Here is a 12,488-nt window from a genome sequence, read left to right on the forward strand (position 1 = left end):
TTTCACTGGGTACGGTGACGAATATGTGGAAATCAATCAAATTCGATATGAAAAAAATTTGATTGTATTACCGAGCCAGCTAATTGAAAACTGGCCGGTTATTTCGATTTCCGAGCTAGAGATACAGCATTTTGAAAATCTGTTACCTCATACACCAGAAATAGTTGTTCTAGGCACAGGTATCTCGCATCAATTCCCGCACTATTCATTGCTGGATCAAATGGCTAAAATGGGTATTGGAATTGAGATTATGGACACAAAAGCTTGCTGCCGGACCTATAATATTTTAGTTGAAGAAGGACGGCACGTCGCAGCGGCTCTGTTTATATAAAACTGCAGCGATGCAAGGGAACACCCGCTATCCTGAACGACATCAAAATACCAAAAAGGAAGCATTCTCAGACTCACGGTATAGATATTCATAGTAAGACTATGTTGCGCAAACAACTGCGTCACAACAAGATGCCGCAATTCCCGTCAATTCTAGACTCTGCCCGATTGGCAAGGAAGTAGCAGTAGCGCTACTTACTGGGCACGAGCGCCAGGTGAATTGAACAAACCATCAAACTATCATCAATCAGTATCTTTGACTTCAAGCGCAGTTAGTTCCAATCCCTCGATTTCTTGCAAGGACCTGCCCGCAATCCCTTGCAAATCTCCGTACATGCCCACTGTCGCTGTCATCACGCGTTCAATCTGTTCTTCGCGTTTGGCCCATTGTTTCATAATCGCCTTTCGTTCCCTTTCGAGATCTTGTTGCATAGTGGAAAACGCTTCGACAATTGCTTCCACACGCTGACGGAAACGCGGACCGGTGAGGTACTGGTAGACCATTTCGGTTTTGGTTTGCTGGCCTTCGGATGATTGGCGCGCTAATGCAACTTCCAATAGGGATTGACGCAGAATCATCGCTACCGGCAATGTGGCACGTGGATGGGTAACCCAAACACCTTCAATCAATTCAAACGTTTCAACACCTTTTGGCAGGCTATGGCTCACAATAATGGCGATTTCCGCCTTCGCGGTACGCTGATCATCACGCAGTTTCACCAACCAGGTATCGCTCCAATTCTTGGTACGTTTGAATTCCCACAAAATGACACCACACGGTTGGCCGCCTGTGCCAACAACACGATGCAACACATCCCCACCATATTCCCCCTTGGGTACCGGATCAATCCCATCATAAGGAAATTTCAAGCGCAAAAGATTCTCCAGCTCGAGTTCCTGCACTTCCCCTTGCAATTGTTGCGATCCTTGCTCTGCTCTACGTTTGAGGTCTTCAATCTGTTTTTGCATCGCGGCAATGGTTTGTTCCTTTTCCATTACTTTGAATTTTTGCTCTTCTTCGGCTTCTTTTTTGGCGAGGGTACGAGCTTCGATCAATCCATCCTGCACCCGCTTGGCAACGGTGAGCTCCAACTCGCGTTTGGCATCATCAAGTTCTCGCTGTTTCTTGATCAATTCAGCTTGCGCTAGTTGTGCTTGCGCGAGCTTTTCTTCACGGACTTTCAGTATTTCTTGTAACTCGATCAATTCGCGCCCCTTGCTTTCCAGCTCAGCGGCATTGGCCAACTTAGCTTTGCGGGACTCTTCTGCAATCACACGCACGCGCTCTGTTTTCAGCTGCTCCGCCACTTGAGTGGCTATCTGGTCTTCCAACCCGCGTTTGTCTTCGGTCAACTGCTTTTCCTTGTCACGTATCGCTTGCTCACGCTGAATGATTTCGCTGTCTTTTTGGGCTAATCGTTGCTCAAATTGCTTGCGCGTCGATTCGATCAGTGGGGCTGCCAATGATTCAGTGAGCTTGATTTCTGTTTTGCAGTTCCAGCAGGTAATCGTTGGTTCTGTCATAACGCTGTTTCTCCGGTTAAGGGCAATGATATTATTCACTGCACGTGATTGGCACCTTGATTTTGCAGTGGATTCAAATCTGAAGTTGCAACTTTTTTAAACCAAGTAAGTAAAAGCAGGCTATATTAGCCGGTCAAACTGCTTGAACATTAAATAAAAAAACCAATGCACTATCGTGCAGTTTGCCAGAGCGCAACGATAACAGATTTACGAATGTGTAAGCGATGCAAAAAACAAGCTTTGAAGAAATATTTCATATCCTTCGCTCAAATGAACACATGCAGCACTTGACGGCAAAACGTGAAATGCGTTCTACTTCTATAAATTACCCGCAATGAAAAAACAGCACAGACATTCACCGCAAGATTTTTACTTTATGCATGAACAGGTCTGTTCAATCAAGCGAGGCCACTTTTCAAGCCTTTCCTTGAGAAATATTGAATAGATTCAACTCGATCAATCTTTACCAAGGGTCGCAACTATGAGTGAATTTATCAAGATACTGATTATCGAAGATGAAAAAATAGTGGCTCTTGATTTAAAAAGGCGTCTGACGAAATTAGGTTACCACGTCACAGGGATGGCTGCCAATGGTCAAAAAGCGTTAACTCTGGTGAATCAGGATCTGCCCAATATTGTTTTGATGGATATTCATATCCAAGGAAGTATGGATGGAATCGAGTTGGCCGGCATATTGCAAAGAACGCATAGTATTCCAATAATTTATCTCACAGCCTATTCCGAAGCGCAAACCGTAACCCGCGCAAAAGCAACCAAACCCTACGGGTATCTGCTAAAACCCTTTTCTGACAGAGAATTAAATATCATCATCCAAGTCAGTATAGAACGCTACGAAAGTGATATTCTGTTAAAAAAAAGCGAGCAGCACTTACGCCTTGCATTAGAAGCGGCACGTATGGGCACCTGGGAGGTGACAAAAGCTTCCCAGAAGGTATTCATGGGCAAAAGCCCGAGAGGCGATCTTGAACCCATAACCAATTGGGAAAGTTTTTTCCTCACCATCGACAATAGCGATAAATCAAAAGTTTGTGACTTCATTGATAAACTCTGTGCTAAAAAAGGTTACGCAGCCGAAATAGAATTTCGTGTCACCACTAGCGCAGGGAAAATTTGCTGGTACAAGCTATACGGGAAATCATTTGAGAATGGTAGCTCCGCTCAATATCAAGTTGTTGGAATCTTGCAGGAAACTACTGAAAATCGACTTGCAAAAGATCGCCTAGCTCAGGCAGCAACGGTTTTTGAATGTTCCACGGAAGGTATTATCATCCTGAACAAGAACAAGTTGGTTGATTGCGCCAATAATGCCTTTTATTCCATGACCCAGTATCAAGAGCGTAATCTCAAGAATAAAGAATTGCCTTTTCTTACCCATCGATCACTGAATGGAAATATTTATGAGGACTTATGGCGTAGCGTTGAGACACATGGCTGTTGGCGCGGAGAAATCAAGGCATTTAAAAGAAATAAAGAAATAATGTACATCTGGCTTACGATCGGACTAATTCCGGTCGAGACAGGTATGGAAAAGCAGTTTGTAGTGATGATATCGGATATTACAAAGATCCGTGAAACCCAAGAGCAATTAGCGCATTTTGCGTATTACGATAGCCTTACTAATTTACCTAATCGTATTTTGATCATGGATCGCCTCAATCAGGCCATAGCAAAGGCGGCACGTGATTCATCCTTGCTGGGCATATTATTTATTGATCTGGATAACTTTAAACGAATTAATGATACTTTGGGGCATAAACACGGCGATTCAATGCTATGTCTCATTTCGCAAAGAATATTATCAGTATTACGCCAAAGCGATACATTAGGGAGATTGAGCGGGGATGAGTATATTGCTGTTGCGGGTAACGTTGAATCATATGATGCCTTGATCAGAATTGCCGGAAAAATATTGGATTGCATTTCGAAGCCTGTCGTTCTCAGTAATATGGAAATAATCCCCTCATGCAGTATTGGCATCAGCGTGTATCCCCATCACTCCGAAAATCCGGATCATTTAGTGCAAATGGCGGATACAGCAATGTACGAAGCTAAAAAGAACGGGCGTAACAATTACGCCTTCTATCATCCTGGTCTAACACAAAGGGCCGCCCATCACCTGACGCGGGAAAGGGAATTGCATCATGCGCTGATCAATGATGAATTTTTACTTTATTTTCAGCCCCAATTTTCTCTGATAAATAAAGAAATAATTGGAGTGGAAGCTCTGATCCGTTGGAAGCATCCCAAGAGAGGACTACTACTACCGGCAGAAATTATTCCCGTTGCCGAAACCAGCCGATTAATTATTGATATCGGTAATTGGGTCTTAAAGGAAGCATGCAAGCAACTGCATCAATGGCGAACCGATGGTTTGGACAATTTACGTATGTCAGTAAATGTTTCAATACGCCAGCTCGCAGATAATAATCTGCAAAAATTTATCGCAAAATTATTACATCAGTATTCTCTCCCTGCGCATTCTCTCGAACTGGAAATCACAGAATCTTGTTTGCAAAATGAATTAATTTATATCTCCTGCCTGGAACAATTAAAAAAATTGGGAATACTCATCTCCATTGATGATTTTGGCACAGGTTATTCTTGCCTGAGTTCGTTAAAAAACCTCCCGATACATCGCTTAAAGATTGACCAAAGCTTTGTTAAGGGAATCCCGCTGGACAAGAATGATTGCGCCATTGCAACAGCTGTTCTGGCATTAGCTCAGAAGCTTAATCTGCAAGTAACCGCTGAAGGCATCGAAACATATGATCAGATTACTTTTTTGCTCGGTCACGGATGTAATGAATTACAGGGTTACTGGCTTAGCAAACCGATTTCTCCCAAACACATCCCCGATTTAATACGTGACTTTCCCGATCAATTGGCAGATTTAAAATCCTGAGTTTTTATTCATCATCAGCAAATCCAGTTATGTCTTCTAATCGATTTAGAAATTTCAGCAACCCCGAGGAAATGGTACACCTTGCTGTGGAAGCCTCCCCTAATGGGATGGTGATGGTCAACGGTGAAGGTAAAATAGTCTTGGTAAATTCAGCTTCGGAAAAACTTTTCGGTTATTCTCGGCAAGAACTTATCGGGCAGCCAATTGAAATGCTGCTACCGGGGCGATTTCGCGCACACCATCCAGAGCTGCGGCTTACTTATGTGAAGGAATCAAAGTCTCGCCCGATGGGCCATGGCAGGGACCTCTATGGTTTGCACAAAAATGGAAAGGAATTTCCGGTCGAAGTTGGCCTTAATCCAGTTGAAACCAAGCACGATGGGACGTTTGTACTGGCTGTCATCATTGACATAAGTGAGCGCAGACAAGCTGAGAAAATGATTAACCTGGCCGTGGAAGCAGCGCCAAATGGTATGGTCATGACCGATCATAATGGGAAAATTTTGTTGGTCAATTCCACAACTGAGGAATTGTTCGGTTATCTGCGTCAAGACATGATAGGACAACCGATAGAAATGCTCATACCGGCATCACACCATTCGCACCACCCGGCATTGAGAAAGAATTTTCTAAAAAACCCTAGTAAACGCGCTATGGGGCATGGGCGAGACCTTCATGGTGTACACAAGAACGGCAAAGAGTTCCCGGTTGAAGTGGGCTTAAATCCAATCCAAACGACAGAAGGAATTATAGTTCTGGCTTCGGTTATCGATATCACCGCACGCAAACAACAAGAAGAACAGCTTATAGCGGCTCTGAAAGAAAAAGATTTATTATTATCGGAGATTCATCACAGAGTTAAAAACAACCTGCAAATTATCGACAGTCTTTTAGGTATGCAATCTGAAACTCTGCATGATGATACTGCGGCAATCAAGGTCTTAACAGAAAGTCAGAACAGGGTCAAATCGATGGCTCTCATTCATCAAATCCTGTATCAATCGCAAGATTTCTCCCAAGTTGATTTTTCCGCATTTATCCACTCATTGGTGAATAATCTTTTAGTTTCCTACACTCCGGAGGCTTCCAGGATAAAAACTAAAATCGATACTGATGAAATTCTTATTCCCATTAATATCAGTATACCTTTGGGTCTGCTGCTAAACGAATTATGTACAAATGCAATGAAGTATGCTTTCCCAGGGAATCATTCGGGAACAATTCGAATTAGCTTAAAGCATCATAGCGCAAACAAGTTGTTGATGCGTATTAGCGATAATGGAATTGGCATAGCAGAGGATTTTGATATGGGAGATACATCCACACTGGGTCTACAACTCGTTCAATTGCTTAGTGAACAAATTAACGCAGAGTTAACCATTCATCGCAGAAATCCGACAAGTTTCACCCTTATTTTTCCGAAGGATCTGTAATAAAGCCGATTCTTGTCATGCCCGCTTTGGCTGCGATGCTCATTACCCGTGCAACATGTTCATAATGTGCCAATTTATCCGCGCGAAGATGTAACTCAGTTTCAGGTTCCTGGGTTATTTTTGCAGTGAAACGCGGTGCCAGCTGCTCCAACTGCTCAGGCTCGCCATTCCAGAACAGACTACCATCCGCACGTATAGCCAACTCAATATGTTCGGTTTGTGTAATATTGGGAACATTTTCCGCTTTTGGCAGATCAATCTTGACTGAATGTGTCAGAAGCGGGGCTGTAATAATAAAAATAATCAACAAAACCAACATCACATCCACCAGCGGAACAACATTAATTTCTGACATAGGCGTCTGGCGACTGCTATCCTGTATACTTCCGAACGCCATTATTGCCCCCTGTCCATAACAATATCAATCGAATTTGCATCTATTTCATGCCGCGATTGCGCGGAAGAAGAGATGGATGCATCAGTGTTATCTCCAGCCGTTATCAATACGAATAGATCATGAGCAAAAGCTTCCAGGCGCGCAAGCCAGATACGGTTACGGCGCACAAAAGCGTTGTAGGCCAGTACCGCCGGAATGGCTACCGCCAACCCCAGCGCCGTCATGATTAATGCTTCACCCACAGGACCGGCAACCTTGTCTAAAGTACCTTGCCCCGAGAGGCCAATTTGTATCAATGCATGGTAAATACCCCATACTGTTCCAAACAAACCAATATAAGGCGCTGCCGAGCCTGCGGTAGCGATTAGCGTTAGTCCATTCTCAACTCGCGTAGCTTCCTGATCGATACCGTTGCGTAAGGTACGTGTCAGAAATTCATTCGTCCCTTCGGCGGTCAAAGACTTATGTATGTTGCGTATTTTGGAGTCACTCGTCGCATCAATGCTCATTTTAGCAAGCTCTGAGAATGCATTATCCGGCACCGCATTTTTTAATTCGATGCGAGCTGTTTGGAGCGAATCATAGCTCCAGAAATGTTTTAAAAAAGCTTCGACACGCCGTTTAGCAATTAGATTTGCAATGCTTTTTGTAATAATTAAATACCAGCTTGCAATTGATAGTGACAACAGTAATACCAACACGCCAATACCCACCCCATCAATTTGATTGAGAAAATGGGAAAAGCCAAGTCCTTGTTCCATGAATTAATTTCCTTGCAATACAAAATTAAAAGGTTGTAAGGCTACCGCCCGAACCGGTTGGCCATTACGCAGTGACGGATTACAGTGCCAGCTTTTTACCGCAGTCAATGCTGCAGTATCAAGACGCTCATAACCACTGCTATTAAGAATTTTTGCCTCATCAATACGCCCACTCTCATCCAGCTCTACACGCAATACCAATTTACCTTCCTCACCCATGCGCCGGGAGATGGCAGGATACGTTGGCGGAGATAATTTTGGACACGAAACGGATAATTCCGAAGTTAATGTTACAGGTCCGGTCGGCATTTGCGCTGGCGCAGAATCCGACAAAGATCTGGATTCTCCGGTTTGATCGAGAACCAGCTCTGTTGCAGGTGATGGTTCCGGAGCAGATTCGATATGCTCCTGCTTAGGAATTGCGGGAGCTTTCGCTACAAGACGTTCTTGTTTGGGTTTGACAGCAGGTTTTTTGGCTGGCTGAAGTTTTACAGGCACAGGCTCCGGCAATGCTTCAGGGGCAGCGCGTGATATTGAGGGAGCAATCAGCTCAGCGAACAAAGTAACTACCTGATCAGGAGCTGGAATTAAGCGCTGATTCCATAAAAAATAAAATAAAGCAGCGTGCACAACCAGTACGAACAACAATCCCGGCAATGAAATAAGACGTTGTTGCTGCGAAAAATATTCACTATTTTTCCAAGATAATGATTGCATTACAGAATAACAAATCCAGAAAAATTCTTACTTATTATTGACCCGAAAATACCACCAGCTAATGCATTTACTCGACAAATTCGTATGTAACTATTACATCGACAATCTGTTTCCGTGACCTAAGTGCCATTGGTTAGAAAATAAAGCTTCACATTTTTATATGATAACGCAAACGATAATAGTTATCAATCGCCGGATTGAAGCTTAACATCAGGATAATTTGTCAAAATAATATAGGAGGCTTTATCATTAATAAAAACACACTTCGCTAACTAACAGATAATGCGATCATATTTAATTTAATTCAAACACATGACTTACTCCACACCCGGCTTCTGGCGTCGCATTATTTGTCTGATTTATGAATTTCTTCTTCTACTAGCCGTTTTGTTATTTGCGGGATTCATTTTTCATCTTATTTTCAGAGATACACAAGCGGTTTATTTTCGCCCACTATTTCAATTTTATCTACTCTTAGTCATGGGGTATTACTTCACCTGGTTTTGGACACATGGCGGGCAAACATTAGCCATGCAAACCTGGAAGATGCGCATCGTGACAGCGAATGGCAGCGGCCTAACAAAAAAACAAGCTATTATTCGTTACTTGCTTGCAATAACCGGGATCTTTCTTTTTGGGTTTGGAATCATCTGGGCATTGCTTGATCGCGATCACCAATTTCTCCATGACCGTATCGCAGGAACCCGAATCATTTTGTTGATAAGTTAGGTTCACTTGGAATCGACTAACCCTGTTACGATAATCCGTCTATTACCTTGATCTTTTTATAGGGATTTACATGCACATTTTTAGACACAGCATAAAAAGTGTATACTAAACGCCTTGTTATAGTTTTCTCTATATGATAATAACTAGTATTTAAAGGTTGGTTTTAATAATCCGTTGATATCACAACTTTACTTCTAGATTAGCGAACATTTAAAAAAACAAATGCGTAGCCAAATTTTATCAACCATTACCTGTTTTAAACTCTATCTGAAAGAATGTTCCATTCAAGCTAACTGCGTTGTTATCTTAGCTGCAACAATCGCTATTTTTATCACTGACTTAAGCCTCCCCTTAGGCGTTGCGGCTGGCGTTCCTTTTGCACTGGTAATATTTGCCAGTCTGTGGGTAAGCGGAGTTCAATTTACCTATCTGATTGCCGCGCTTGGATTCATTCTAACCATCGCGGGATTCTTTCTGTCATCATACATGGTTGCACCATTAAACATTGTATTGTTTAATCGAGGAATAACTTTGTTGTTGATCATTTGTTCCGCATACATGGTAATTAAAATCAAAAAAGCAAATCTGGACATTACAACGCTAATGAACCAAATATTGATTGATCCTGTTACAGGATACAAAAACCGCCAAGCTTTTGAAACCGAACTGGATACAGAAATTCTGCGCAGCAAGCGATATAGTCGCAGTTTATCCTTAGCGATTATCGATATTGATCTTTTAAAGTTATTTACTGACAATTACGATTATAAAAGCAAAAGCAATTCTATCAAGAAAGTTTCCCAAGAAATCAAAACCAACATCAGAATAACCGATTTCTTTTACCGCATTGATATTAATGTGTTTGCTATTATATTTTCTGAAACAGATTTGATTGAAGCTAAAAAAGTATGTGAAGCCATCCGCAAGAAAATCTCCTCCATCATCGATAAAAACGCTGAAAACAAGATCATGATAAGTATCGGTATCGCGACGCTAGAACAAGCGGATAACAAAATTAATCTATGCAAGCGCGCGGAAGACGCCCTCTTTATCTCAAAGCAGAATGGAGGACATCAGGTTTCCACTTTGCCTGCAGTTGCCAATAAAGAAAAACCCCCTGTCGCTGCCATCTTGTCTCGTTCAAGATACGATTGACCCCATTTTCTAACTCAAAACAAGTAAAATATCTCCTGCACACTCAAATCAATTCTTTTTTTACTGCAGAAAAAATGCATTTATTGATGCATTGAAGAAATTATCTCAAGTTCTCTTATATAATTCAGGGTATCCATCAGGCAAAACCCTACGTTTCTGAGATACCCATGAATTTATTGAACAAGCCAATGGCCAAAAAATCAAGCGGCCATTCTTTTCCACCCAGAGTAGCCCGGTTATTGCGTGAATCGGGGCTATTGATGTTGATGGGCGCTGCACTCTATCTGATATTAATATTTTTTAGTTACGACCGTAGCGATGCAGGTTGGTCGCACAGTGGCGATTTTAATCAAATCAATAATGCAGGAGGACACGTCGGCGCATGGCTAGCTGACTTATTGCTATATCTATTTGGCGCATCCGCATGGTGGTGGATTGCTTTCTTTCTGTCTGCAATTGCATGGAGTTATCGTCGAATAGATACTGTCGGTATTTTTGATCGGCATTCCCTGTTACTTTCTCTTGGTGGTTTTTTATTGTTGCTAGCAGCAAGCAGCGGCCTGGAATCGCTCAGATTTTACTCTCTCAGTATTTCGTTGCCCTTACTGCCGGGTGGGATGCTAGGCAACACAATCAGTCATTATCTCTCGCAAATACTGGGATTTACGGGCGCAACGCTGACATTACTGATACTCATCGCTGTCGGATTTAGTCAATTTACAGGCTTATCCTGGGTCCGATTCGTAGAAATGCTTGGCGAGAGTGTTGAAAATCTATTATTACTCCTCAAAAATACATGGGAAACAAAGCAGGATAAATTTGCAGGCATCATTGCCTCTCACGTCCGGGAAAGAGTCGTTGAGAACGAAAAAAAACGTATTGAAAGCAATCCAATTCTGCATATCGAGCCACCCACGACGAATATTGCTAAATCTCAACGCATTGTCAAAGAGAAGCAATCTTCATTATTTTCAGATTTACCTGACTCACCGCTGCCTCCCCTGCATCTCCTGGATGAACCGGATAAAGATTTTGAAGTATTATCCAAGGAGGTTCTGGAATTCACTTCTCGCCTAATCGAACGAAAGCTTAAAGAATTTGGTGTTGATGTCAAAGTTGTTGCCGCCTTCCCCGGGCCAGTTATCACGCGCTATGAAATTGAGCCTGCCATTGGGGTCAAGGGTAATCAAGTCATTAATCTGGTTAAGGATCTGGCGCGCGCACTATCAGTTGCCAGTATCCGGGTAGTCGAAACTATTCCGGGGAAAACCACCATGGGACTGGAAATTCCCAACCCAAAACGCCAGATTGTTCGACTCCAGGAGATTCTCAGTTCACAAGTCTATGCTGATTCCTCTTCGCCGTTGACTATTGCATTGGGCAAAGATATCAGTGGTCGCCCGATGGTATCGGATCTTGCTAAAATGCCTCACGCACTGGTAGCTGGAACCACTGGATCAGGCAAATCAGTGGCGATCAATGCCGTTATCCTGAGCCTTATATATAAAACCGCACCGGATCAAACCCGCTTGATCCTGATTGATCCCAAAATGCTGGAATTATCGGTGTATGAAGGTATTCCGCATTTGCTGACACCGGTTGTCACCGATATGCGGGAAGCGGCTAGTGCATTACGCTGGTGTGTCGCCGAAATGGAGCGTCGTTATAAGCTGATGTCTGCATTAGGTGTACGCAATCTCGGTGGTTATAATCAGAAAATACAAGAAGCCAGTAAAAATGAAACGCCCGTAATTAACCCGCTGGCACTGCCTGGAGAAGAACCGGAATACCTGGAAGAATTGCCGCTCATTGTCGTAGTAATTGATGAGTTAGCCGATTTAATGATGGTCGCCGGTAAGAAAGTTGAACAATTAATTGCCCGACTTGCACAAAAAGCACGAGCATCAGGCATCCATTTGCTATTGGCAACCCAACGCCCCTCCGTCGATGTGATAACCGGTTTGATCAAAGCAAACATTCCTACACGAATTGCTTTTCAGGTTTCGAGCAAGATTGATTCACGCACCATTCTCGATCAGATGGGAGCAGAAGCCTTACTGGGTCAGGGTGACATGCTGTACTTACCGCCCGGCAGCGGCTATCCGCAGCGTGTTCATGGAGCTTTTGTCGCCGATCATGAGGTACACAAAGTGGTTGAATACCTCAAAGAACATGGTGAACCTAACTATATCGAAGAGATTCTCAGAGTTGACGATGAAGAAGGCGATACCGGTAATTCACTAGAATTTAAAAAATCATCCGAGGGAGAAGCAGATCCGCTCTATGATGAAGCAGTTGCCATCGTAATTAAAACCCGCCGTGCCTCTATCTCTCTCGTACAAAGAAATTTGCGCATCGGCTATAATCGCGCAGCCCGGCTAGTTGAAGATATGGAACGGGCCGGTTTGGTCTCATCGATGCAAAGTAACGGTAATCGGGAAGTGTTAGCTCCGGCACGTAACGAATAACCCACCACTCAACTAATTGTAGTTGGTACTACACACCCATTTCATTAAAGG

General features: G+C 43.0%; 10 protein-coding genes. 6 read left to right on the forward strand and 4 right to left on the reverse strand.

Annotated features, from left to right (window positions below; translation table 11 throughout):
• Nucleotides 1-25 precede the first annotated feature (25 nt).
• Nucleotides 26-331, forward strand: coding sequence for an Mth938-like domain-containing protein (locus CPG39_RS02935; protein WP_419866139.1), 306 nt, complete (start codon nt 26-28; stop codon nt 329-331).
• Between the two features lie 242 nt (nt 332-573).
• On the opposite strand, the gene CPG39_RS02940 is transcribed toward CPG39_RS02935, so the two are convergent.
• Nucleotides 574-1,854, reverse strand: coding sequence for a DUF2130 domain-containing protein (locus CPG39_RS02940; protein WP_096291958.1), 1,281 nt, complete (start codon nt 1,852-1,854; stop codon nt 574-576).
• A 481-nt stretch (nt 1,855-2,335) separates the two neighbouring features.
• Here CPG39_RS02940 and CPG39_RS02945 point away from each other — a divergent pair, with 481 nt between their 5' ends.
• Nucleotides 2,336-4,777 (forward strand): EAL domain-containing protein, encoded by a 2,442-nt coding sequence (locus tag CPG39_RS02945; protein ID WP_096291959.1) that lies wholly within the window; start codon nt 2,336-2,338, stop codon nt 4,775-4,777.
• 29 nt (nt 4,778-4,806) lie between these two features.
• Complete coding sequence (locus CPG39_RS02950) at nt 4,807-6,210, forward strand: sensor histidine kinase (protein WP_096291960.1); 1,404 nt, start codon at nt 4,807-4,809, stop codon at nt 6,208-6,210.
• Here CPG39_RS02950 and CPG39_RS02955 read toward each other — a convergent pair.
• From CPG39_RS02955 to CPG39_RS02965, 3 genes are read right to left on the reverse strand one after another with little or no spacing between them, the layout of a single operon-like run.
• On the reverse strand, nt 6,188-6,607 hold the full coding sequence (locus CPG39_RS02955) for an ExbD/TolR family protein (protein WP_096291961.1): 420 nt from the start codon (nt 6,605-6,607) through the stop codon (nt 6,188-6,190). The genes CPG39_RS02950 and CPG39_RS02955 overlap by 23 nt on opposite strands.
• Nucleotides 6,607-7,368, reverse strand: a complete 762-nt coding sequence (locus CPG39_RS02960; RefSeq protein WP_096291962.1) for a MotA/TolQ/ExbB proton channel family protein — start codon at nt 7,366-7,368, stop codon at nt 6,607-6,609. The genes CPG39_RS02955 and CPG39_RS02960 overlap by 1 nt, the downstream gene beginning before the upstream one ends.
• Nucleotides 7,369-7,371: 3 nt before the next feature.
• Nucleotides 7,372-8,085 carry an energy transducer TonB gene (locus CPG39_RS02965; protein ID WP_096291963.1) on the reverse strand — a complete coding sequence of 238 codons (714 nt, stop codon included), beginning with the start codon at nt 8,083-8,085 and terminating at the stop codon, nt 7,372-7,374.
• Between the two features lie 312 nt (nt 8,086-8,397).
• Between CPG39_RS02965 and CPG39_RS02970 the strand changes: the two genes are divergently transcribed.
• The 3 genes from CPG39_RS02970 (at nt 8,398) to CPG39_RS02980 (ending at nt 12,437) form a co-directional block, all read left to right on the forward strand.
• Nucleotides 8,398-8,814, forward strand: coding sequence for an RDD family protein (locus CPG39_RS02970; protein WP_096291964.1), 417 nt, complete (start codon nt 8,398-8,400; stop codon nt 8,812-8,814).
• Between the two features lie 558 nt (nt 8,815-9,372).
• On the forward strand, nt 9,373-9,969 hold the full coding sequence (locus CPG39_RS14645; RefSeq protein ID WP_231990374.1) for a GGDEF domain-containing protein: 597 nt from the start codon (nt 9,373-9,375) through the stop codon (nt 9,967-9,969).
• A gap of 167 nt (nt 9,970-10,136) precedes the next feature.
• The gene (locus CPG39_RS02980) at nt 10,137-12,437 is read left to right on the forward strand and encodes a DNA translocase FtsK (protein ID WP_096291966.1); all 2,301 of its coding nucleotides are present in this window, start codon (nt 10,137-10,139) and stop codon (nt 12,435-12,437) included.
• Nucleotides 12,438-12,488 lie beyond the last annotated feature (51 nt).

Source organism: Nitrosomonas ureae, assembly GCF_900206265.1.
GTDB classification, from domain to species: domain Bacteria; phylum Pseudomonadota; class Gammaproteobacteria; order Burkholderiales; family Nitrosomonadaceae; genus Nitrosomonas; species Nitrosomonas ureae_C.

What these genes read in the sequence shown, in the direction of transcription:
- CPG39_RS02940 (WP_096291958.1), bottom strand. Translation starts at nt 1,854, where the DNA reads ATGACAGAACCAACGATTACCTGCTGGAACTGCAAAACAGAAATCAAG.
- CPG39_RS14645 (WP_231990374.1), top strand. Translation starts at nt 9,373, where the DNA reads ATGGTAATTAAAATCAAAAAAGCAAATCTGGACATTACAACGCTAATG.
- CPG39_RS02950 (WP_096291960.1), top strand. Translation starts at nt 4,807, where the DNA reads ATGTCTTCTAATCGATTTAGAAATTTCAGCAACCCCGAGGAAATGGTA.
- CPG39_RS02965 (WP_096291963.1), bottom strand. Translation starts at nt 8,085, where the DNA reads ATGCAATCATTATCTTGGAAAAATAGTGAATATTTTTCGCAGCAACAA.
- CPG39_RS02955 (WP_096291961.1), bottom strand. Translation starts at nt 6,607, where the DNA reads ATGGCGTTCGGAAGTATACAGGATAGCAGTCGCCAGACGCCTATGTCA.
- CPG39_RS02970 (WP_096291964.1), top strand. Translation starts at nt 8,398, where the DNA reads ATGACTTACTCCACACCCGGCTTCTGGCGTCGCATTATTTGTCTGATT.
- CPG39_RS02980 (WP_096291966.1), top strand. Translation starts at nt 10,137, where the DNA reads ATGAATTTATTGAACAAGCCAATGGCCAAAAAATCAAGCGGCCATTCT.
- CPG39_RS02945 (WP_096291959.1), top strand. Translation starts at nt 2,336, where the DNA reads ATGAGTGAATTTATCAAGATACTGATTATCGAAGATGAAAAAATAGTG.
- CPG39_RS02960 (WP_096291962.1), bottom strand. Translation starts at nt 7,368, where the DNA reads ATGGAACAAGGACTTGGCTTTTCCCATTTTCTCAATCAAATTGATGGG.